At 69.5% G+C, this 21,494-nt stretch carries 18 protein-coding genes and 1 pseudogene; 10 read left to right on the top strand and 9 right to left on the bottom strand.

Annotation, left to right across the window (positions count from 1 at the left end):
- Positions 1–40: 40 nt before the first annotated feature.
- The gene (locus P1N55_RS16805; protein ID WP_276276645.1) at positions 41–511 is read right to left on the bottom strand and encodes a PUA domain-containing protein; all 471 of its coding nucleotides are present in this window, start codon (positions 509–511) and stop codon (positions 41–43) included.
- Between the two features lie 398 nt (positions 512–909).
- On the bottom strand, positions 910–1,407 hold the full coding sequence (locus P1N55_RS16800) for a LabA-like NYN domain-containing protein (RefSeq protein WP_276276644.1): 498 nt from the start codon (positions 1,405–1,407) through the stop codon (positions 910–912).
- A gap of 571 nt (positions 1,408–1,978) precedes the next feature.
- On the opposite strand from P1N55_RS16800, the gene dapA reads away from it, so the two are divergent.
- The 5 genes from dapA to P1N55_RS16775 all read left to right on the top strand — a co-directional run bounded on the left by dapA (position 1,979) and on the right by P1N55_RS16775 (position 7,228).
- On the top strand, positions 1,979–2,905 hold the full coding sequence (gene dapA / locus P1N55_RS16795) for a 4-hydroxy-tetrahydrodipicolinate synthase (RefSeq protein WP_276276643.1): 927 nt from the start codon (positions 1,979–1,981) through the stop codon (positions 2,903–2,905).
- Positions 2,902–3,654, top strand: a complete 753-nt coding sequence (gene dapB / locus P1N55_RS16790; RefSeq protein ID WP_276276642.1) for a 4-hydroxy-tetrahydrodipicolinate reductase — start codon at positions 2,902–2,904, stop codon at positions 3,652–3,654. The genes dapA and dapB overlap by 4 nt, the downstream gene beginning before the upstream one ends.
- 146 nt (positions 3,655–3,800) lie before the next feature.
- Complete coding sequence (locus tag P1N55_RS16785; RefSeq protein WP_276276641.1) at positions 3,801–4,640, top strand: 2,3,4,5-tetrahydropyridine-2,6-dicarboxylate N-succinyltransferase; 840 nt, start codon at positions 3,801–3,803, stop codon at positions 4,638–4,640.
- Positions 4,641–4,859: 219 nt separating this feature from the next.
- Positions 4,860–6,104 (top strand): diaminopimelate decarboxylase, encoded by a 1,245-nt coding sequence (lysA, locus tag P1N55_RS16780; protein WP_276276640.1) that lies wholly within the window; start codon positions 4,860–4,862, stop codon positions 6,102–6,104.
- Positions 6,101–7,228 carry a M20 family metallopeptidase gene (locus tag P1N55_RS16775; RefSeq protein ID WP_276276639.1) on the top strand — a complete coding sequence of 376 codons (1,128 nt, stop codon included), beginning with the start codon at positions 6,101–6,103 and terminating at the stop codon, positions 7,226–7,228. Before lysA ends, P1N55_RS16775 begins: the two co-directional genes overlap by 4 nt.
- Here P1N55_RS16775 and P1N55_RS16770 read toward each other — a convergent pair.
- The gene (locus tag P1N55_RS16770) at positions 7,225–7,845 is read right to left on the bottom strand and encodes a phosphoribosyltransferase (RefSeq protein ID WP_276276638.1); all 621 of its coding nucleotides are present in this window, start codon (positions 7,843–7,845) and stop codon (positions 7,225–7,227) included. The two genes, P1N55_RS16775 and P1N55_RS16770, sit on opposite strands and share 4 nt — an antisense overlap.
- Positions 7,846–8,001: 156 nt before the next feature.
- Here P1N55_RS16770 and P1N55_RS16765 point away from each other — a divergent pair, with 156 nt between their 5' ends.
- Complete coding sequence (locus P1N55_RS16765) at positions 8,002–9,063, top strand: zinc-dependent alcohol dehydrogenase family protein (RefSeq protein ID WP_276276637.1); 1,062 nt, start codon at positions 8,002–8,004, stop codon at positions 9,061–9,063.
- Between the two features lie 3 nt (positions 9,064–9,066).
- Here P1N55_RS16765 and P1N55_RS16760 read toward each other — a convergent pair whose 3' ends face one another.
- From P1N55_RS16760 to P1N55_RS16740, 5 genes are read right to left on the bottom strand one after another with little or no spacing between them, the layout of a single operon-like run.
- Complete coding sequence (locus P1N55_RS16760) at positions 9,067–10,344, bottom strand: MFS transporter (RefSeq protein ID WP_276276636.1); 1,278 nt, start codon at positions 10,342–10,344, stop codon at positions 9,067–9,069.
- 51 nt (positions 10,345–10,395) lie between these two features.
- Positions 10,396–11,778, bottom strand: coding sequence for an adenylosuccinate lyase (gene purB / locus P1N55_RS16755; RefSeq protein WP_276276635.1), 1,383 nt, complete (start codon positions 11,776–11,778; stop codon positions 10,396–10,398).
- Positions 11,779–11,815: 37 nt separating this feature from the next.
- Positions 11,816–12,817, bottom strand: a complete 1,002-nt coding sequence (locus P1N55_RS16750; protein ID WP_276276634.1) for a PrsW family intramembrane metalloprotease — start codon at positions 12,815–12,817, stop codon at positions 11,816–11,818.
- A gap of 57 nt (positions 12,818–12,874) precedes the next feature.
- A complete protein-coding gene (locus tag P1N55_RS16745) occupies positions 12,875–13,423 on the bottom strand; it encodes a hypothetical protein (protein ID WP_276276633.1) in 549 nt (182 codons plus the stop codon).
- A gap of 59 nt (positions 13,424–13,482) precedes the next feature.
- Positions 13,483–13,851 carry a hypothetical protein gene (locus tag P1N55_RS16740; RefSeq protein WP_276276632.1) on the bottom strand — a complete coding sequence of 123 codons (369 nt, stop codon included), beginning with the start codon at positions 13,849–13,851 and terminating at the stop codon, positions 13,483–13,485.
- A 126-nt stretch (positions 13,852–13,977) separates the two neighbouring features.
- Between P1N55_RS16740 and purH the strand changes: the two genes are divergently transcribed.
- The 4 genes and pseudogenes from purH to folP all read left to right on the top strand — a co-directional run bounded on the left by purH (position 13,978) and on the right by folP (position 19,525).
- A complete protein-coding gene (gene purH, locus P1N55_RS16735) occupies positions 13,978–15,558 on the top strand; it encodes a bifunctional phosphoribosylaminoimidazolecarboxamide formyltransferase/IMP cyclohydrolase (protein ID WP_276276631.1) in 1,581 nt (526 codons plus the stop codon).
- Positions 15,559–15,895: 337 nt separating this feature from the next.
- A complete protein-coding gene (locus P1N55_RS16730) occupies positions 15,896–16,258 on the top strand; it encodes a hypothetical protein (protein WP_276276630.1) in 363 nt (120 codons plus the stop codon).
- 31 nt (positions 16,259–16,289) lie between these two features.
- A complete protein-coding gene (locus P1N55_RS16725; protein ID WP_276276629.1) occupies positions 16,290–17,048 on the top strand; it encodes a hypothetical protein in 759 nt (252 codons plus the stop codon).
- Positions 17,049–17,088: 40 nt separating this feature from the next.
- Positions 17,089–19,525: pseudogene (gene folP, locus P1N55_RS16720) on the top strand (dihydropteroate synthase).
- A 6-nt stretch (positions 19,526–19,531) separates the two neighbouring features.
- Here folP and P1N55_RS16715 read toward each other — a convergent pair.
- Positions 19,532–21,418, bottom strand: a complete 1,887-nt coding sequence (locus tag P1N55_RS16715; RefSeq protein ID WP_276276628.1) for a DEAD/DEAH box helicase family protein — start codon at positions 21,416–21,418, stop codon at positions 19,532–19,534.
- Positions 21,419–21,494: the final 76 nt, after the last annotated feature.

The following is a 21,494-nucleotide window of genomic DNA, read 5'->3' as shown; positions in this document are numbered from 1 at the left end:
CGGCGTGCCGAGTATTTTCTAACGGTTACAGCCGGCAGTATCAGGCGTCGTCGGCACCCTGGCGTACCTTCACGGCCATGCCCGTCTCGAAGTCGCGCATGCCGTGGCCGGGCAGTTCTGCACGACCGACGGCGAGGAGGTGGCCGTCGGCGTGGACGACCAGCGCCTCGTCGCCGGGCCGGATGTCGGGATCCGCATCCTGGACGAACTTCGCGAAGGTGTTGCGGCCCTCGCGGACGAACGGTTCGCTCTCGTCGCCGACGACGACGTGGTGGCGGGGAACGTCGAACCCATCGAGGAGGCGGCGCCCGCCGACGAACCCGAGAGTGTAGCGGCCGTCAGTGCCGTAGGTGGCCAGCCGGCCGTCGTCGGCCAGGATCTGTCGGGGGCGGCCGGAACTGGTGTGGGTCACCTCGATGGCGTCGGGGGCCGGAAAGAGCGTCGCGCCCGCGCCGCGGCCGAACTGGTAGTCGGCGGCGCGGCGGAGGCTCCGGAACTCGCGGTCGGTCATCGTCCGTCCTCGACGCCCCGGCGACAACCGACTTTCGGTCCGCGGGCGCGAGGGGACCACGTACGTAAAACGTCATTATTTTTTGTGCAGTGTGAGGCTGTCTATCGTACTTCAGTCGGGTGGTTTTGGGGAATTTTATACCGGATGACGTCCAAGTGGCCACTACAATGGCAACAGACAAGCGAAAGTACTCCTGGGCGGTGTCCTGCTGGCGGCCAGTACGGCGCTCATCCTGGGGACCGGCCCTCTCGACGTCTCGGTACCGCTGTTCGGTGCCACCATCGCCGCGCTCGGCCTGGCGGCGGGTGCACTGCTCGTCGGCACCTCGGAAGAGGGACGCCCGGTCTGAACGTCGGCCCACCACGTTCTGCCGCTCGAACCGACACGACCAGTCGATCCTACAGCAGGAACCGGTCGGGGTCGTCGCTCATGTCGACGAAGCCGTCGACGGCCTCGATCAGGTCCTCGGAGGACGACTCCGCGAAGCCCATCGCCTCGGCGCGACAGCCCTCGTGGCGCAGGTAGCGACAGAGGCGGGCAAAGTCGCCGTCGCCGGTACAGAGGACGACGGCGTCGTTGTGTTTCGCCAGCGTGACGGCGTCGAGGCTCATCCCCACGTCCCAGTCGGCCTTCTTCGACCCGTCCTGGAACGTCTTGATGTCCTTGATGCGGGTCTCGAAGCCGATGTCGACGAGCGCCTCGAAGAAAGACTCTTCCTCGGGCGAGTCGGCACGGATGACGTAGGCGATGGCCCGGGACAGTTCGCGGCCGCTGACGGCCTCTTCCAGAAGTGCTGCGTAGTCGATGTTGCGCGTATAGAGACTCCGGGCGGTGTGATAGAGATTCTGCGCGTCGGCCAGCACGGCGACGCGCTGTCCCGGATGCGTGACGGTCATAGACCCGGATTACGCCGCCGGAAAGATAGGTTTTCGGACTCGACACCGCCGCCGTACCACTCGGGATCGACGTCCGGCCGGGGGCTCTCGTCGGGCGTCTCGGCCGCGATTGCTATCGGTGCGGCGTCGCCCTCGACTGGGGGAGGGATTCGTCGCGAAGAACATCGACGGCTGGGCCAGTTCCGTCGGCTCGAGCGGGTCCGGGCCGTCGTCCCCCGGCGACACGGTCGACGCCGACGGGGGGACCGAGTCCGACGACTGGACACGGTAACGAGACACGAGAGCGACTCACTTGCCGACAGTATCGCAAGAGAAGCGCCGAGCGCTCCGGCGGCGCGACCGACCGGACGCGGAGCAGAACTATTAACACCGTCTGGGTAGACAGGTTCTCGTATGCGACGACGCCTCCCCGTATCGGTCGCTGGGACCGCCGCCGGCGAGCGCGTCGTCTCCCCGCCGAAACGCAAACGGCTGTTCTAGCGGCTCGCGGCGGGCGTGGCGCCCGTCCCGGGTCGATTTCTCGAGGACAGACCGGACGACATATCCCACAGCGACACGACACAACTCAGCAATGACCGACATCGACTTCCACGGCGTGTTCCCCGCGATGTGCACGCCGTTCCACGACGACGAGGACCGCAGCATCGACTTCGAGACACTCCAGCGAGACGCCCAGCGGCTCGAGGAGGCGGGCGTCGACGGACTCGTGCCCGCGGGCTCGACCGGCGAGTCGGCGACGATGACCCACGACGAGCACATCGAGGTCGTCGAGGCCGTCATCGACGCCGTCGACGACGTGCCCGTCATCGCCGGCACCGGCTCGAACAACACCCGCGAGGCGCTCTCGCTGTCCCGCCGGGCCGCCGACGCCGGTGCGGACGCGCTCTTGCTCATCTCCCCGTACTACAACAAGCCCGAACAGCAGGGGTTCGTCGACCACTACACGACAATCGCCGACGCGGTGGACGTCCCGCAGATCGTCTACAACGTCCCCTCACGGACCGGCCAGAACATCGAGCCGGACACGGCCGTCGAACTGGCTCAGCATCCGAACATCCAGGCGTACAAGGCCGCCAGCGGCGACATGACCCAGATATCCGAAATCATCGAGCGCACGCGCGACGAGGACTTCGCAGTGCTCTCGGGCGACGACGGCATGACCCTCCCGATGCTCTCGGTCGGCGGCACGGGCTGTATCTCCGTGGCCGCGAACATCGAGCCCGAGCGCACCTGTGCGATGGTCGGCGCGGCGCTCGCCGGCGACTTCGAGCGCGCCCGTTCGCTCCACCACGAACTGGGGCCGCTGTTCCGCGCGATGTTCATCGAGACAAACCCCATCCCGGTCAAGGAGGCCATGCGCATCCGGGGCTATGGCCCGGCACACCTGCGCTCGCCGCTGACGCGACTCTCGGACGAACACCTCGACCACCTGCGTGACGTGCTCGCGTTGCTGGAGACCGAGGACCTCGAGGACGAGTACGCGGAGATAGAGCGATGACGCGGGTCGCAGTCAACGGCGCGGTCGGCCGGATGGGACAGACGGTCATCGACACCGCGGCCGAGCGCGAGGACCTCGAGGTGGTCGTCGGGTTCGACGTCGAGGTCGGCGAGTACGCGGGCGTGCCCATCGTCGCCGACGACGTGGCAGCAACACTCGCCGAGCACGACGTCGACGTGGTCGTCGACTTCTCGATTCCCGAATCGACGCTTCCGCTGGCCGAAGCCTGTGCGGACGCCGGCGTCGCGCTCGTCGTCGGCACCACCGGCTTCGAGGAAGCGGAGATGGCCCAGCTCAAGGACGTCAGCGAGCAGGTCGCCGTGCTGAAGGCGACGAACTTCTCGCGGGGCATCCAGGTCCTCCAGCGCACCGTCCGCGAGGCGGTGCGCGCGCTGGACGACTACGACCTCGAACTGATGGAGACTCACCACAACGGGAAAGTCGACGCGCCCTCCGGGACCGCGAACACCATCCTCGACGTGGTTCAGGAGGAGCGCGACGTCGAACCCGTCTACGGCCGCGAGGGCCACGCCCCGCGCGAGGCCGACGAGATCGGCGTCTTCGCCCGCCGCGCCGGCGACATCCGCGGCGAGCACGAGCTCATCCTGGCGGGCAACGACGAGGTGCTCTCGCTGTCCCACCGCGCCGAGGACCGGGCCGTCTTCGCCGCCGGGGCGCTGGACGCCGCGGTGTGGGTCTCCGGGCGCGAGGCCGACTGGTACCGCTTCGGCGAAGTCGTCGACTCGTGAGGTAGCCACGTCGGTTTCACACCAGCTGCGGCCGTGACCTGATTCTCCGGCGGTCCGCGAGTACCCCACCACCGAGTGGGGGGTTCAGGAACGCCGTTCGGAATCCCCGATTGCTATACCCCCGGAGCAGGTACCCCCAGACACCAATGCTCGGACAAGACCTCGAACGGAACATCGGGGACCTGTGGACGGCCTACGAAGGTGGCGCGACCGTCGAGGACGTAGAACCGCCGCAACTGGACACGCTTGACAGCTTTCTCACGGCGCTGGAGAACGGCGAGATCCGCGCCGCCGAGAAGGTCGACGGCGAGTGGCAGGTCAACGAGTGGGTCAAGCGGGGCATCCTGCTGAACTTCGCGTTCCGGCGGACCTACGAGCGCCAGTACGGCGGCGTCACCTACCACGACGTCCTGCCCCTGCGGGACACCGAGGATCTCGGCGAGCGCGGCACCCGGAACACGCCCGACGGGACGACCATCCGCCGGGGGGCCTACCTCGGCGAGGACTGCATCATGATGTCGCCATCGTTCGTCAACATCGGCGCGCACGTCGGCGACGGGACGCTCGTCGACTCCTGTGACACGGTGGGGTCCTGTGCCCAGATCGGCGAGAACGTCAAGCTCGGCGCGAACACGCTCATCGGCGGCGTCCTCGAACCGGTCGAGAGCGCACCTGTCATCGTCGAGGACGACGTCTCGCTGGGCGCCGGCTGTCGGGTCACCTCGGGCTTTGTCGTCGGCGAGGGGAGTATCGTCGGCGAGAACACGCTGCTGACGCCACGCATCCCCGTCTACGACCTCGTCGAGGAGGAGGTACTCTACGGCGAACTGCCGCCGGAGCGCCGGGCCTTCCAGCGGTTCGTCGACTCCTCGGTCGGCGAACACGACCTGATTCCGGGCGGGGCCTACAAGCCCGCCGTCGTCGCCACCGACGTCGAGGAGGAGACGCTGGAGGCGACCGAGCGGGAAGACGCGCTTCGGGACTAGCGAGGGGTGAGCGAAGCGAACCCCTCGAAGCGAAACGGCGAGCGCAAGGAGCCGTAGAGCAACCGCGCGAGGCGCGAACGCAATCAACTGTTCCCGGAAACGCGAGCGCTGAGCGGAGCGACCAGAGGTGCGAACGAGGGGACCAACGGCGGCGAAACGCACGGGCACCCCGCTCCGAGAGCGCAACCCTTGTTACCCGCCGTCTCCGTGGTTGTGCCAATGAGCTACGCCTCGCCACCGGTCCGTCGTCTGTCGGACTGGGGCCACCGACGCCTCGAGCGACTCGCCGCCGAGCACGGGACACCGCTGTACGTGCTGGACCTCGACCGCGTCGCCGAGAACTACGAGCGGTTCTCGGCGGCGTTCCCCGACGCCCACGTGATGTACGCCGCGAAAGCCCACACGGGCCAGGCGGTGCTCTCGAAACTGCTCGAGACCGGCGCGGACATCGAGTGTGCCGCCTGGGGGGAACTCCAGCGGGCCATCGACGCCGGCGCGCCACCGGGCACGCTCCAGTATACCGCGGTCAACCCGCCGGACCACGACCTCGACTACGCGACGGACCTCGCCGCGGCCCACCCGGGGCTGACCATCACCGGCGGTGCGCGCGACACGTTCGACCGCCTCGAAGAGCGGGGCTACGACGGGCGCGTGGCCATCCGGGTCAACCCCGGCATCGGCACCGGCCACCACGAGAAGGTCGCGACCGGCAAGGACGCGAAGTTCGGCATCCCCTACGAGCAGGTCCCGGAGGTCGCAGCCGACGTCGCCGAGCGGTTCGACCTCGTGGGCCTGCACGCCCACGCCGGCAGCGGCGTCCTCCACGACGACTTAGACGACCACTGCCGGGCCATCGCGAAGGTCGCGGACATGGGTCGCACTGTCATCGACGGGGTGGGCGACCTGGAGTTCGTTGACTTCGGCGGTGGCTTCGGGGTCCCCTACCGCGAGGACGAGGAACCGCTGGACATGGCGGTCGTCGGCGAGAAGGTCCGCGAGGCGGTCGGTGACCTCGAGGCCCAGATCAAACTCGAACCGGGCCGCTACGTCGTCGCCGACGCCGAGTGCATCCTCACCGAGGTCAACACGGTCAAGGAGACGCCAGAGACGACTGTCGTCGGCGTGGACGCCTCACTCGCGACGCTCATCCGCCCGGCGATGTTCGGCTCGTACCATCCCATCCGCAATATATCCGCGCCCGACCGCGAGGCTGAACCGGTCTCCGTCGGCGGGCCCTGCTGTACGAGCGCCGACGTCTTCTGTACCGACCGCCCCATCGCCCGGCCCGAGCGGACGGATCTGCTTGCCATCGGGAACGCCGGCGCGTACGGGTACGAACTGGCCAACCAGTTCCACTCCCAGCCCCGGCCAGCGGAGGTCGCCATCGAGGGCGGCGAGACCCGCGTCGTGCGAGAGCGCGAGACGCTCGACGACGTGACTCGCGTGGAGCGTGCCCGGCGATGACGTTCGACCTCGAGACGTTCCACCGCGAGGCCGTCGACATCCCCTCCCACGAGGGCGTCGGCGAGATGCGCGAGTACCTCCTGGAGACACTCGAGGCAGAGGGCATGGAGGCCACCGTCGACGACCTGGGGAACGTCCGGGCGACGCGGGGCGAGGGTGACGGCACGCACCTCCTGTTGAACACGCACATCGACACCGTGCCGCCCCACCTGCCCTACGAGCGGCGTAGCGAACCACCGGGACTGGACGAGCGTGTCGACGGCAGTGGCGACGAGGGGGCTGGCGACGTCGCCTGTGGCCGCGGAGCCTGCGACGCGAAGGGGCCGCTCGCGGCGCTGCTGGACGCCTTCCTCACCGTCTCGCCGGACGACGGGCGCGTGACGCTGGCCGTCTCCATCGACGAGGAGACCACCCAGACCGGCGGCGCACACCTCGCCGACGACATCGACGCCGACGCCGCCATCGTCGGCGAGCCGACCGGGCTCGACGTCTGTACCGCCGCGCGCGGGCAGTTCGAGGGCACGGTGACCATCCGCGGCGAGAGTGCCCACGCCGCGGACCCAGCCAGCGGGATGAACGCCATCCGGGCGGCCGCACCCGTCCTGCAGGCGATGGAGACCTACACCGAGGAACACGGCCCCGACGAGCACGAGACGCTCGGCCGGGCGACGCTCACCCCGTCGATGATCGAGGGCGGCGAGGCGACCAACCAGGTGCCCGCCGAGTGTGTCATCACCTTCGACCGGCGATCGGTTCCACCAGAGACCAGCGGCGAGTTCTGTGCCGACTTAGAGACCCACCTCGCGCAGTGGCTTCCGGGACCGATGGGGCTCTCGGTTGACCTCGTCCGGCCCGACACGCCGTTCCCGGAGGCGTTCGCGACCGACGAGGACGCCGCCGTGGTGACCACGCTCCAGCGTGCCAGTGGCGGGGCGGTTCGGCCGTTCGGCGCGGCGACCGAAGCCTCGTACTTCGCGCAAAGCGCCCCGACGGTCGTGTTCGGACCGGGCGACCTGACCGACGACGTCGGTGCCGTCGCCCACTCCGAGCGTGAGTACGTCGGGCTCTCTGAGGTCAGGGCGGCCGCGCGCGCGGTGCGTGAGACGCTCGAACGACTCGTCTAGGCGAGATACGTCATGGCATCTTCGTCGCTGACCTGCGAGAAGTCACGGTAGAACTGCCCGACGGCACCGAAGGAGGCTGGCTCCTCGAGCGAGACGACCTCGTCGACGGACCGGCCGATGTCGGTGACGGTATCTGGCGAGCCGACGGGGACGGCGACGACGACGGCGAGCGCGCCGGCCGCCTTGACCCGCTCGATGCAGGCCCGCATCGTCGCGCCGGTGGCCAGGCCGTCGTCGACGACCACCACGCGCTTGCCGGCCACGTCCAGCGGCGGCCGGTCGCCGCGGTACCGGTCGAACTTCTCGCGGGCGGCCGCCCACTCGCGCTCGGTCGCCGACTCGAGGTACGCTTCAGACAGGCCAAGCGAGCCGATTATCGACTCGTTGCGCCAGCGGGTTCCGTCGTCGGCGACGGCCGCCACCGCGAGTTCGGGGTTGTTCGGCGCGCCGACCTTCTTGGCGACGACGACGTCGAGCGGGACCCCCAGCGCGTCGGCGACGGGCCGGCCGACCGGGAGGCCGCCGCGCGGGATCGCCAGCACGACGTCCGCCTCGACGCCCCGCTCGCGGAGTTCGGCCGCCAGCCGCTCGCCGGCGTCCGTGCGGTCGTGGAACATATGTAGAAATATCAACCAAATCGGCCTAACCCTTTGGGTCGATCGGGTGGCAGAGCGCTGGCAACTCCCGCCGTGGAGAGCGGGTTGCCCGTGGAACCATCCTCGAGCGGCGTCACGCGGGCATACTATTATTCGCTCGGGCGCCCAGGACCGGGTATGCGCGCAGTTGTCTTCACCGGCCACGGGGAACCGCTGGAAGTCAGGACGGTCGACCCGCCGACACCGGACCCCGAGGGCGTCGTCGTCGAACTGGAAGCGTGTGGCATCTGCCGGAGCGACTGGCACGCCTGGCAGGGAGACCCCGTCTGGGCGGAGCGGGGCCTGGCCCCCGGGCACGTGCTGGGACACGAACCCGCGGGCATCGTCCGCGCGGTCGGCGGCGAGGTCGAGCGCGTCCGCGAAGGCGACCACGTGACGGTCCCGTTCAACCTCGCCGACGGCACCTGTCACCAGTGCCGGAAGGGCCACGCAAACCTCTGTGAGAACGGCCTCGCACTGGGTCTGGCGCCGGAGGTCCCGGGTGCCTTCGCGGAGCAGCTCCACATCCCGGACGCCGACGTCAACGTCGTCCAGTTGCCCGACAGCGTCTCCTCGGTGGACATGGCCGGCCTGGGCTGTCGGTTCATGACGGCCTTCCACGGGCTCGTCCACCAGGCCGACGTCGACGCCGGCGACTGGGTGGCCGTCCACGGCTGTGGCGGGGTCGGGCTCTCGGCGGTCCACATCGCGGCGGCGCTGGGCGCGAACGTGGTCGCGGTCGACCTCTTTTCGGAGAAGCTGGAGTTCGCCGAGCGACTCGGGGCCAGGGCGACGGTCGACGCCGATGCAACAGACGACGTGCCCGGCGAGATACGCGACATCACCGACGGGGGCGCACACGTGTCGGTGGACGCACTGGGCATCGCGGCGACCTGCCAGAACTCAGTCAACTGCCTGCGGACGCGGGGCCAGCACGTCCAGATCGGGCTGACGACCAGTAGCGAGGGCGGACAGGTTGCGCTCCCCACTGACCGCATCGTCGGCAAGGAGCTGTCGGTCGTCGGCGCCATCGGCATGTCGCCGGCCCGCTACGACGAGCTGTTCCGCTTCATCGAGGGCGGGCGCATCGACCCGGCGAAGATCGTCTCCGAGACGGTCTCGCTCGAGGAGACGCCCGAGAAACTCGCGGCGATGACCGACTACGACACGCTGGGGATTCCCGTCATCGACGAGTTCTGATCCTCAGACGTCCAGCGTCTCCTCGACCTGCGAGTAGGTCAGGGCAAGCGCGAGGACCGCCAGGCCAGCCCCGACGGTGAAGGGCGTGCTGAACCCGCCGAGATTAAAGAGCAGCCCCGAGGCCAGCGGGCCGGCGGCGACGCCCAGGCCGAAGGCCATCGTCAGCACCGAGAGAGTCGTCCCCGACCCGCGCTCGCCCGCGAGGTCGCCGGCCAGCGCCAGCGACGGCGCGAAGACGAGCGCCACGCCGATGCCCTGGACGAACCGGGCCAAAAGCATCAGCCACGGGTCGGTGACGACACCCTGGACGAACACCGACGGGACGAGGACGACGAACCCGGCGACGACGAACGGGCGACGGCCGAACCGGTCGCTGGCCCGGCCGATGGGTACCTGGAAGACGACGTTGGCGATGACGACGGCGGCGAACTGGACGCTGAACATGAACGTCGACTCGTCTAGGCGCATCCGGATGGGACCTTCCAGCGTGGCAAAGAGGGCGATGGTCGTCGCCATCAGGAAGGTCCCGACGCCGAGGACGAACACCGAGTCCAGCCCCCGGCCGTTCGGGTCGCGGACAGCGATAGAGAGGTTCTTGCTCGCGGCGTTGGCGGCCGCGGGGGGGTCGGCGATGAGCAGGAAGACCAGCGTGAAGCTCACCAGCGCGCCCAGGACGGCAACGCCGAACGCCGCGGTGAACCCCGAGACGGTCGATCCGAACAGCGTGTACGTGACGACGTCCCGAGCAGCGAGTCCGCCCGTGATGACCACGCCGGCGATGATGGGCCCGAATCCGAACCCGACGAGCCGGAAGGTGTTGAACACGCCGAAGTTCCCGCCGCGCTCGGCGTCGCTGGCCGCGTAGTCGTTGACCAGCGCCACCGTCGCGGGGATGGTGAACGCGGCGCCGACACCCTGGAGCGCCCGGGCGACCAGGACGCTCCAGTAACTCGTGAGGAAGGGGTACGCCGCGCTCCCGACCGCGAAGATCGCGAGCCCGACGAGCACGAAGACGCGACGGCGACCGGTCCGGTCGGACAACCGGCCGGTGAACGGCTGGCCGAAGCTGTTCAGCAGGCCAAACAGCGAGAGGACGAGGCCGATGAGCGTCTCCGTCTGGAGGACGAATCCGAAGACGCTCGCGCCCGCGATGCCGGCCAGCGATATCTGGCCGCTGGCGATGTACAGCGGGAGGACGATGATGAGAAAGGAGTTCCCGAGCGCGTCGGCCATCCGGGCGAACGCCAGCGTCAGGATGCGACTATCGGTGCCGAGGACCATCGGGTTGTCGTGGCTACGGACGACCGCGTGGTGACTCTTTCCGTTCGCCGGTCAGACGTCGTCGGCCAGGTCCCGCGCGATGCCAGTGTAGCCCGACGGGGTCAGCGCCTCGAGTTCGGCGCGCACCCCCTCGTCGACGTCGAGGTCCGCGATCATCGCCTCGAAGTCGGCCATCGTCACCTCGCGGCCGCGCGTGGCCGTCTTGACCTGCTCGTAGGCGTCGTCGTGGCCCTCGCGCCGGAGGATGGTCTGGACCGCCTCGCCGATGATCTCGGGCGTGTCGTTCAACTCCTCGAGCATCACCTGCTCGTTGGGGACGACCTTCGCCAGGCCGTGCTGGCACTTGCGGTAGCCGATGAGACAGTGGGCGAAGGCCGCGCCGATGTTGCGCTTGACCGTCGAGTCCGAGAGGTCACGCTGGAGGCGCGAGCTCGTGACGTAGTCCCCGAGGAAGGTCAAATCGGCGTTGGCCTTCGAGAGGTTCCCCTCGCTGTTCTCGAAGTCTATCGGGTTGACCTTGTGGGGCATCGTCGACGAGCCCGTCTCGCCCTCGACGGCCTCCTGGCCCAGGTAGCGGTCGGAGACGTACAGCCACATGTCCAGATCCATGTCCAGCAGGACGTTGTTGGCTCCCCGGAGCGCGTCGAACACCACCGCGAGGTCGTCACAGGGGTTGACCTGCGTGGTCAGTGGTTCGTGGTCGAGGCCGAGACCGGCGACGAACTCGCGGGAGAAGGCCGGCCAGTCCACGTCGGGGTAGGCGGCGTGGTGGGCGGCGTAGGTGCCCGACGCGCCGGCGAGTTTCCCCGCGAGGCCGTCGACCGCGCGCTCGATCCGGCCGATGGCCTGCCCGAGGCGGGAGGCGTAGACGGCCATCTCCTTGCCGAAGGTCGTCGGCGTCGCGGGCTGGCCGTGCGTGCGGGCGAGCATCGGCACGTCCGCGTAGTCGTGGGCCATCTCGACCAGCGAATCGCGGATCTCGCGCAGTTCGGGGACCAGGACGTCCTCGGCGGCGGGCTTGACCAGCAGGCGGTGCGCGAGGTTGTTCACGTCCTCGCTGGTGAGGCCGAAGTGGATCCAGTGGTCGGCGTCCAGCCCCTCCGGCATGCCCAGGCGGACGAAGTACTCGATGGCCTTCACGTCGTGGTTCGTGGCGGCGTACTCGCCGTACCCCTCGGTCTCGAGTCGCTTGACGACGCTCGCGTCCTCGTCGTCGAACTCCTCGTAGAGCGAACGAAGCGTCGCACGCTGGTCGTCGTCGATAGAAAGCGGCGTCGCCGCCAGGTCGGCAAGCGCGATCAGATACTCGACTTCGACCTGCACGCGGGCGCGCATGAGCGCTCGCTCGCTGGCGTACGGGACGAGCGGGTCGGTGTAGCGGGCGTACCGCCCGTCGAGCGGCGACACGGCGGCGAGTGGCCCTCTCTCGGTCATGCCCGAGAGTGCACGGGAAGTCCGAAAAAGCGTGTCGTTACGCGTCCGCCGACTCCGAACCCGACGGGTCTCCCTCGCTGTGGTGACCACTCGCCGGCGTCTGGTGGTAGAGGCGCTTGTACCGCGAGAGCTTCCTGTAGACGAAGTAGCCGACGACGGCGTCGAAGGCGACGACGAACCCGACGAAGGTGACCAGGTTCCACGGGACGAGTTGCGGGAGGTACGTGACAGACGTGTTGTAGACGGCGTGGACGACCGCGGCGATGAGAATCCCCTTCACGACGATGGGGCCCTTGTGCTCGGGGTTGAACTTCGCCAGGCCAAGGTAGTAGCCGGCGATAGCGGAGTAGAGCACGTGGCCCGGGCCGACGAACGCCCGGCTCGTCGCCGTCTGGACGGCCGCGAAGAGCGGTTCCGCGCCCTCGATCGACGTGGCCTGTGAGTACCCCTGCACGATGTACAGCGCGTTTTCGATAGTCGCGAAACCGAGCCCCGCCACGGCTCCGTAGACCACGCCGTCGACGACGGACTCGATGGCGCCGAAGGCGCCGACCCGGGCGCCGAGCCACTTCACCGTCTCCTCGATGGGGCCGACGACGACGAAGAAGAACACGGCCATCCCGACGACCGGAATCAACTGGAACAGCGGCTGGAGGACGGTGTTGACCAGCGCGGCGAAGCTCGCAAACAGGATGGCCAGCACGAACACGACGGCCATCGTCTCGACGGGTTCGCGTATCGTCGGGTCGCCGTACCAGAGGTAGCCGACGATGGCCAGCGCCGGGACGACCGAGAGCGCCGCCAGGATGCCAAGCGACGGTTGCCGGAGGACGAGCAGCCCGGCGAAGGCCAGTTGCGCGACGAACAGGACCAGGCCCAGCGCGATGAGGAGCCAGCGACGCGAGGCGTGCAACAGGCCGTGGAGCGAGACGGAGACCCGGTCGAGCCCGGTTCGGGGGTCCCACTCCGCGACGTCGTAGAGGTCGGTCGAACCGGACAGTGCCGCCGCCACGGGGTCGTCTGTATCGTCTGATGACACGTCAGACACGTCGCGTGGGAGACACGTTAGCGTTGTGGATCCACCTGCGAGCCGCGCCTACGAGAGCCAGCCGTAGTCGACCGCCGACTCGCCGAAGCGGCCGTCGGGTGGGTCGTACCGGTAGAGGTCCTGGCCGAGGGCGACCCACGCCAGGCCGTAGAGGGCCGCCGTCCCGGGCTGGACGCTGAACCCCAGGAAGACCACGGTTCCGGCGGCGAGCAACACGCCGAGCCACGGGGGCTGGATGCGCGTTCGCACGAGGCCGACGGCGGCCAGGAGCGACCCGGCGACCAGCGCGAGGACACCCAGCGCGACGAAGACAGTCCCGCCGCCGGTGACGATCCGCAGCGCCTGGCCGGCGGCAAAGAGGATACCCCCGAGCGCGCCGAGCCAGGTCCCGCCGACCCCGGGCCGTTTCATTCGCGCCCCGTAGAACGTCTCGACCGCGTAGTGGCCGGCGACGACGCCGAGCGTCGAGACGACGACGGCGGCCCGGACCAGGTCCGTCTCGGCTCCGGTCAGTCCCAGCACGAGGGCCCACCCGACCCAGACGAGTCCCCCGACCGCGGCGACGGCGCCAGCCCACTGACACCGGAGTTTCGACATACTCGCCGTTCGTCGGTCCGGCTACAAATGCACGTCGACACGCGAACGCCGGCGATCGCTCACAGCACGGTCAGGAGTCCGGTCACGCACAGCGCCGTCCCCAGACCGACGAGCGTCCATGACACCCGTCGGGTCGGCCACGCCGCGTCGGCGTCGCGGTACTCGTGGCGACAGAGCGCTCCCGCCCCGGCGGTGACGAGGCCGACCCCCGGGCCGGCGGCCCAGCCGACGCCCAGGGTCAGCGTCAGGATCCACCCGCCGACGAGCAACGCTGGGGCGACCAGCAGCTGGGCCCACGGCGTCAGGTCCCAGTCGTCGAGCAGGACGGCAAACAGCGTTGGGTGATACCAGGTGCCACCACCGAGGAGGAGGACGAAGCCCGAGATGCCGAGCCCGATCGCCAGTTCGCTGCGCGTCTCGCCGAGCACGAGCGGGGGGTACACCGGTTCCGGAGAAAACGCTTCGGGGTGGGCCCGGACCACTCGATTGTGTGTCGCGAGCCTCGTCGAGCGGTCGTTTCGCAACTACTTTGCACAGTCCGCGCCCACTCGCATATGAAACTCGCCGGCATGGCCAGCAACCGCGGCCGGAACCTCATGAACATCGCGGACCGGGCCCCGGGCGGGGCCGAGTTCGCGGTCGTACTGACGAACGACGCCGACGCGCCCGTCCTCGACGCGGCGGCAGAGCGCGGCATCCCCACCGAAGTCGTCGAACGCGACGAGGGCGAGGCCCGCGAGGCCCACGAGGAGCGCGTGCTGGACGCCCTCGCGGAGTACGACTTCGACCTCGTAACGCTGGACGGGTACATGCGCGTCCTGAGCGAGACGTTCCTCGACGAGGCGCCGACGACGCTCAACGTCCATCCCTCGCTCCTGCCGAACTTCCCCGGCATGGACGCCCACGAGCAGGTGCTCGAGGCGGGCGTGAAGGTCACCGGCTGTACGGTCCACGTCGTCGACGAGACGGTCGACGGCGGCCCCATCGTCACCCAGGAACCCATCCCTGTCGTCGAGGGCGACGACGTCGACGACCTGAAAGAGCGCGTCCTCTACCAGGGCGAGTTCACCGCCTACCCCCGCGTCGTCAAGTGGTTCGCCGAGGACCGCGTCGAGGTCGACTACGAGGACACGTCCGTCTCGGTCGAGGGCGACGTCGGCGGGAACTTCCCCGCGCGCCGCCTGGTCTCGGACGACCGCGCCGCGGACCTGCGCTACGGGGAGAACCCTCACCAGGACGCCGCGCTGTACGCCGACACCACGGTGTCGGAAGCAAGCGTCGTCCACGCCGACCAGCTCAACGAGGGCGCGAAGGCGCTGTCGTACAACAACTACAACGACGCCGACGGCGCGCTGAACCTCATCAAGGAGTTCGAGGAGCCGGCCGCAGCGGTCATCAAGCACACGAACCCGGCGGGCTGTGCGACCGCCGATTCGCTCGCCGACGCCTACGCGAAGGCGCTGTCGACGGACCCGATGAGCGCCTTCGGCGGCATCGTCGCGCTCAACCGCACCTGTGACGCCGATACCGCCGAGCAGATCATCGACTCGTTCAAGGAGGTCGTCGTCGCGCCTGGCTACACCGACGCCGCGCTGGACGTCCTCTTCGAGAAGGAGAACCTGCGCGTGCTGGAGGTCACCGACAACTTCGAGGTCACCGACACCATCACCGAGAAACCCCTCGTCGGCGGTCGGTTGGTCCAGGAGCGCGACACCCAGCACCTCACCGCCGACGACCTGGAGGTCGTCACCGAGCGCGAGCCGACCGACGAGCAAATCGAGTCGATGCTCTTTGCCTGGCACACGCTCAAGCACGTCAAGTCCAACGGCATCCTCTTCGCGAAGGGGACCGAGACGGTCGGCATCGGCATGGGGCAGGTCTCCCGGGTCGACGCCGTCCGCCTGGCCGCGATGAAGGCCGACGAGCACGCCGAGGGAAAGGACGCCGAAGGCGCCGTGATGGCCTCCGACGCGTTCTTCCCGTTCCCGGACGGCATCGAGGAGGCCGCGAAGGCCGGCATCGAGGCGGTCATCCAGCCCGGCGGGTCCAAGAACGACGAGAGCGTCATCGAGGCCGCCGACGAGCACGACATGGCCATGGTGTTCACCGGCCAGCGGTCGTTCCGCCACGACTGAGCGACCGTCGACTCCGGCCGAGTCGGTCCCGACCGGAGAGTATGTGCTTTTGCAGCAACCGGTTTGAGGGCTAGAACGCCCCGGCTGGCTGTTCACGACCTCGATCTCTTGGCTAAACACTACCCCCACCCGTGCCAAACGCATTTGCCTGTCCTGGCCGTATCTACGCGCGTGTCCCGGGTCGCCGACAACCGCCCTCCTGCTGTTCGCCGGGGTCGTCCTGACCACCGCCGGAGCCGTCGGCCTCGGCCTCGTCGGGGCAATAGCCACGCTGTCGACGCTGCTGACGGGCGGCCCGATACTGGCGCCGGTCGCGCTCGCCGTCCTCGGGCCGCTCGTGCTGTTCGGGCTCTCGCTCGTGCTCGCGGTGGCACTCGCGGTGGAACTGCGCCGCCGCGCGCCGCTCCCGACCCACCAGGGCGTAGCCGACGCCATCCGTCGACTCGAGCGCATCCTCCCGCCGCTGTCGAGGCTGGGCCTCGCGGACCGCTTCGAACCGCCCGAACCGACGCCCGAGGAGCGCCGGGCGGAGCTGGTCCAGGGCTACGTGGACGGCGACCTCTCGGAGGCCGACCTGGAACGGGAACTCGAGTCGGTCCTCGAGGGAGCAGGCGACGAGGGAGGCCCGTCGACCATCGCCGAGACGACCAAGCGGCCCGGCAGGGAGTCCGAACCGCTGACCGAGCGCGAGCGGGGGTAGCTTCACGTCCCGGCGGGCCGTTAGAACACGTATGAGAGACTATACGTTCATCAGGGTCGAGGCGAACGTCGGCCCCGCCGCCCGCGTGCTCCGGAAGGTCCCGGGTGTCGCAGTTGGCGACGAGTCCGCTGCGCCGGCCGAGGGAGACGGGTTCGGCGCCCCGAGAGCGGGGCCGGGGGAGACGCCACCGCCGAGCGACGCTGTCGTTGACGTGAGTGCCGGTGCCGACGACGATTCGGAGGGCGGCCTGATGGACCGCCTGCCGCCGGCCGTCCGCGAGTACGGCCTGCTCCTCGTCGGCGTCCTGTTCCTGCTCGTCGGCATCGCGAGCGCCGCGCTGTGGTGGCTCCGCCGCCGGGGCGCAGACGAGGACTCGGAGGCCGAGCCACCGACGGTCGACAGCTTCGACGAACCGGTCGACGAGTGGCGCCCCGACAGCGACGAGGACACGGGGATGGGGGATACCGGCGACGTCGCGACCAGCCAGGAGAGTGAGTCGACCGACGAGCCGGAGTCGGGGGACCCGACCGACACGGCCGAGCCGACGCTGCTCGACGAGGAAGCGGCGACTATGGAGGCGTCGGCCGGCGAGCTGGATTCGGGGCCGGCCGTCGACTCGCCAGCAGTAGTGACCGAGGAGGCCGAGAGTGACGCCGAGCGCGAGTCGGCGGACTCGACCAGCAGGACGGCCGGGTCGGTCGACGTTGCGCCGCTGCTGGGGATGGGCTTTCTCGCCGTCGCGGCGGCCGTCGTGAAGTGGAGCCAACGCGACACCGCCGGTGAGCGGTAGGTCCGACAGGCTAAAGCGCGCGGCTCCGATTTGTGCGTGCATGGAGTTCCACGAGGCCGCGAACTTCCTCCTCGAGTTGCGCCGGTTCCCGTCCGGGACCGGCACCGACGCCACGCGGGACCTGCTGTCCGAACTCGGCGACCCCCACGAGAACCTGCGGTGTGTCCAGGTCGCCGGGTCCAACGGGAAGGGCTCGACCGTCCGGATGGTCGAGCGCACGCTCCGGGAGGCGGGCCTGGACGTCGGCCGGTACACCTCGCCACACCTGGACGACGTCCGCGAGCGTGTCACGGTCAACGGCCGGAAGCTGTCGAAGGCGGCCCTCGTCGAGTTCGTCACAGCCGTTCGCCCATCTCACCGCGCAGGGCGCGACCAGCGACTCGCCGACGTTCTTCGAGACGCTGACGGCGCTCGCGCTCTGGGAGTTCGACCGCCAGGACGTCGACGTGGCGGTCCTGGAAGTCGGCATCGGCGGCAAGCACGACGCCACCAGCGTCGTCGACCCCGTCGCCAGCGCGGTCACCTCCGTGACGCTCGAACACACGGACATCCTCGGCGACACCGTCGCGGAGATCGCCCGCGACAAGGCCCACGTCGCGCCCGACGACGAACCGCTGGTGACCGGCGCCACGGGGTCGGCACTCGAAGCGGTCCGGGCCGTCGCCGGCGAGGTACTGACTGTCGGCGAGGCGGCCGAGACGGACGTGACGGTGACCTACCGCGGCCGCGAGGGCCTCGAGGCCGCCGTCACGCTCGACGGGCCGGACTGGCACGTCGAGACCCGCCTCCCGCTGCTGGGTGAACACCAGGCCCAGAACGCGGGGGTCGCGGCGGCGCTGTGCCGGCAGGTGGCCGACGTCGCCGAGGCCGACCTGGCGCGAGGACTGCGCAACGCCCACTGGCCGGGTCGCTTCGAGGTGATGGACGAGTCGCCCCTGACCGTCCTCGACGGAGCGCACAACCCCGGCGGCGTCGCGCGGGTCGTCGAGACGCTCGACGAGTTCGCGTACGACGACCTCCACGTGGTGCTGGGCGCGATGGTCGACAAGGACCACACCGGCATCGCCGCGGGGCTCGCCGACGCCGACCACGTCGTCGCCTGCAAGCCCAACGTCGACCGGGCGGAGTCGACGTCGGTCGTCGCCCGCGCCGTCGAGGACGTGACCGACGCCACCGTCGAGACGCGCTCCGACGTCGCGGGCGCGGTCGGTATCGCGCTGGCGGCCGCGAGCGCGGACGACGCCGTCCTCGTCACCGGGTCGCTCTACGCCGTCCGCGAGGCCCGCACGCGCTGGTCGCGGGCGATGGTCCCAAAGCAGGTCGACTCCATCCCCGAGGCCCGCGAGACCATCGAGGCTGCCGACGTCACCGACGCCGGTGCCTGGCGAATGCGCGGGAAGGCCGTCCACCGCGTCCTGCGCACCCGGGTCCAGGTACGGCAGGCCCAGTACCTCAAGGAGGAACTGCTCTCGCTGGGCGGGGAGTGTGCCATCTCCGGCCTGAACAACCAGGACGAGGAGAAGGTGGACGTGGTGCTGATGGCGACGATGGCCCAGTTCAAGCGCCTGACCGACAAGCTGGAGGGGCAACCGTACGGCCTGGCGACGTTCGGCGAGGAACTGCGCGACGCGCTGGGCATCCAGCGGTCGCCCCCGGAGCGGACGTACCCGTGGGACGACGGCACCGCCGTCATGGGCATCCTGAACGTCACCCCCGACTCCTTCCACGACGGCGGCGAGTACGACAACGTCGCGGACGCCGTCGAACGGGCCGAAGCGATGGTCGAGGCGGACGTCGACATCCTCGACGTCGGGGGCGAGTCCACCCGGCCCGGTGCCGACCCGGTTCCCGCCGAGGAGGAACGTGAGCGGGTCGTGCCCGTCATCGAGGCGCTGGCCGACGCCGACGTGGCCATCTCCATCGACACCCGGAAGGCCAGCGTCGCCCGCGCGGCACTCGACGCCGGCGCGGACGTCCTCAACGACGTCTCGGGCCTGGAGGACCCCGAGATGCGACTCGTCGCCGCCGAGTACGACGTCCCCGTGGTCGTGATGCACTCCATCGACACGCCGGTCGACCCCGACACGGACGTCGAGTACGACGACGTCGTCGAGGACTGCATCGACCAGCTGACAGAGCGCGTCTTGCTGGCGGAGAAGGCGGGGCTGGACCGCGAGCGGATCATCGTCGACCCGGGGCTGGGCTTCGGGAAGTCACCCACCGAGGACTTCGAGTTGCTGGACCGGCTCGACGAGTTCCGGGCGCTTGGCTGTCCGGTGCTGGTCGGCCACTCCCACAAGTCGATGTTCGGCCTCGTCGGCCGGGGACCGGACGAGCGCACGTCGGCGACCGTGGCGGCCACTGCCCTGGCCGCCGAACGCGGCGCGGACATCGTGCGCGTCCACGACGTGCCCGAGAACGTCGCCGCCGTGGACGTCGTCCACGCGGCGAGCGACCCGACGCGGTTCGAGGAGTGAACCCAGTTACTCGGCGTCGGCTGGCGACTCGACGGCCTCGCTCTCCGTCTCGGTGACCTGGATGCCCTTCGAGGCGAGGTGGCGCATCTGCCGCCGGACGAAGTCTTCCTCGGTCGTCCCGCGCGTGGCCAGCAGAATCATCCGCGCCTCGCCCGCCGGTCGCATGGTCCGGCCGGCGCGCTGGGCCCCCTGACGGCGCGATCCGCCCAGCCCCGAGGCGACGACGGCGAGTTCGGCGTCGGGGAGGTCGATGCCCTCGTCGCCGACCCGCGAGACCACCAGCGTGTCGCGCTCACCCCGGCGGAACTCGCCGAAGAGCCGCTCGCGCTCGACGTGGGGCATCTCGCCGCTGATGAAGGGGACGTCCAGCGCCTCGCTGAGTGCCCGGCCCTGGTCTAAGTACTCGACGAACACCAGCGCCTTCGCCGCGGGGTGTTCGGCGAGCGTGTAGCGGACCTCCGCGAGCTTCCCGGAGTTCGACGCGGCGGCCTGGCGGCGGTCGTGGCCCGACGTGGCCGCGTACTCGGTCCGCTCGTCCTCGGTCCCCCAGGGGACGAGGCGAATCTCGACCTCCGGTTCCGCGACGTAGCCCTCGTCGAACAGCTTTCCCCAGTCGGTCCCGATGGGTGGGCCCACGAGCGTGAATATCTCCTCCTCGTCGTCGCTCTCTCTGGTGGGCGTCGCGGTGAGGCCGAGTCGGTGTTTGGTCTGGAGGTCGGCGCTGCGCCGGTGAATCGGACTCGGGACGTGGTGAACCTCGTCGTATACGATGAGGCCCCAGCGGCGCTGGTCGAACAGTTTCCGGTGACGGTCCATCCCCGCGGTCCGATAGGTGGCGATGGTCACCGGCCGGATGGACTTCTCGCCGCCGTGGTACTCGCCGATGTCGGCGTCAGTAAGCGAGGTGTGGCGGACCAGTTCGTCGTGCCACTGCGTGGCCAGTTCGCGCGAGGGAACGAGTATCAGCGTCTCGCCGCCGACGGCCGCCATCGCACCCATCGCGGCGACGGTCTTGCCCGACCCGGGCGGGCCGACGAACACGCCCGAGCCCTGGTCGACGAACCGCTCGACCCAGTCCTGCTGGTAGTCGCGCAGTCGAAGCAGGAGGTCCAGGTCCAGGGCGTCGCCGGTCTCCAGGTCGCGCTCGTCGCGGACCGGATAGCCGGCCTCGTAGAGGACCCGCTTGATCTCGGCGGTGCTGTCCTCGTTGACCCACGACTCCGAGTCCGAGATTGGTGCACGGAGGTGGTCCTCGTCGAGTTTCTGCCGGGCGACGTTGCCCATCAGGTCGTCGTTCGCCGCCGCGAGGACGACGTAGCCGTCCTCGTGGGTATAGAGGCGGAACTTCCGGGCCCGTTCCCACTGGCCCGTCACCCACTCCTCTAAGTGGGGCGAGCGCTCGCCCAGCACGTCACGCATCGTCGACAGCAGCGCGTCCAGCGAGTCGTGGGGCGCGGCCCAGATGTCCTCCTCACGAATCTCGTATATCGACCCTCCGGACCGGTTGCTGTCCTGCAACCGCGCGAACTGCGAGAGCTGCGCGCGGGTGAACTGTTCGGGGTGTTCGACGACGATCTCCCGGCGGTCCGGGAAGAGGACGACCCGCTCGCGCTTGGTCACCTCGGCGACGTCGGTGGGGTACCAGACCGACGCCACCTCGGAGACGTCGTGGCGCTGTATCTGGCCGTCCGCTTCGAGTGCCACCAGCGCCTCCCGGGCCTCGTCGGGCGTGAGGTCGGTCTTTCGCGAGAGTTCGGTCGCCGTGAGGTGGGGTCGGCCCACGGCGTCGAACGCGTCGTAGACCGCATCGAGTTCGACGGCCGGGCCGTCGTCTGTCCCGGCGGCATCGGCGTCCCCCAGGTCGTCACCGTCGGCTGCCTCGTCGTCTGTCACTGGTCACGGTAGCGGTCGGACGGTCAAACGGGTTTCGTCTACGTCCCGCCGGCCGCTACCCGGTAGCCAACGGACG

Origin of the sequence: Haloarcula regularis (assembly GCF_029338315.1) — an archaeon.
Classification (GTDB): Archaea; Halobacteriota; Halobacteria; order Halobacteriales; family Haloarculaceae; genus Haloarcula; species Haloarcula regularis.
The sequence above is the reverse complement of the archived record's forward strand: the minus strand, read 5'-3'. Positions and strand labels throughout refer to the sequence as shown.

Bases quoted from the DNA above. Each gene is read 5' to 3' on its own strand.
- P1N55_RS16725 (WP_276276629.1), top strand. From the start codon at position 16,290: ATGAGAGACTATACGTTCATCAGGGTCGAGGCGAACGTCGGCCCCGCC.
- dapB (WP_276276642.1), top strand. From the start codon at position 2,902: ATGACGCGGGTCGCAGTCAACGGCGCGGTCGGCCGGATGGGACAGACG.
- purH (WP_276276631.1), top strand. From the start codon at position 13,978: ATGAAACTCGCCGGCATGGCCAGCAACCGCGGCCGGAACCTCATGAAC.
- P1N55_RS16800 (WP_276276644.1), bottom strand. From the start codon at position 1,407: ATGACCGTCACGCATCCGGGACAGCGCGTCGCCGTGCTGGCCGACGCG.
- P1N55_RS16775 (WP_276276639.1), top strand. From the start codon at position 6,101: ATGACGTTCGACCTCGAGACGTTCCACCGCGAGGCCGTCGACATCCCC.
- P1N55_RS16805 (WP_276276645.1), bottom strand. From the start codon at position 511: ATGACCGACCGCGAGTTCCGGAGCCTCCGCCGCGCCGCCGACTACCAG.
- P1N55_RS16770 (WP_276276638.1), bottom strand. From the start codon at position 7,845: ATGTTCCACGACCGCACGGACGCCGGCGAGCGGCTGGCGGCCGAACTC.
- P1N55_RS16765 (WP_276276637.1), top strand. From the start codon at position 8,002: ATGCGCGCAGTTGTCTTCACCGGCCACGGGGAACCGCTGGAAGTCAGG.
- P1N55_RS16785 (WP_276276641.1), top strand. From the start codon at position 3,801: ATGCTCGGACAAGACCTCGAACGGAACATCGGGGACCTGTGGACGGCC.
- P1N55_RS16745 (WP_276276633.1), bottom strand. From the start codon at position 13,423: ATGTCGAAACTCCGGTGTCAGTGGGCTGGCGCCGTCGCCGCGGTCGGG.
- dapA (WP_276276643.1), top strand. From the start codon at position 1,979: ATGACCGACATCGACTTCCACGGCGTGTTCCCCGCGATGTGCACGCCG.
- lysA (WP_276276640.1), top strand. From the start codon at position 4,860: ATGAGCTACGCCTCGCCACCGGTCCGTCGTCTGTCGGACTGGGGCCAC.
- P1N55_RS16760 (WP_276276636.1), bottom strand. From the start codon at position 10,344: ATGGTCCTCGGCACCGATAGTCGCATCCTGACGCTGGCGTTCGCCCGG.
- purB (WP_276276635.1), bottom strand. From the start codon at position 11,778: ATGACCGAGAGAGGGCCACTCGCCGCCGTGTCGCCGCTCGACGGGCGG.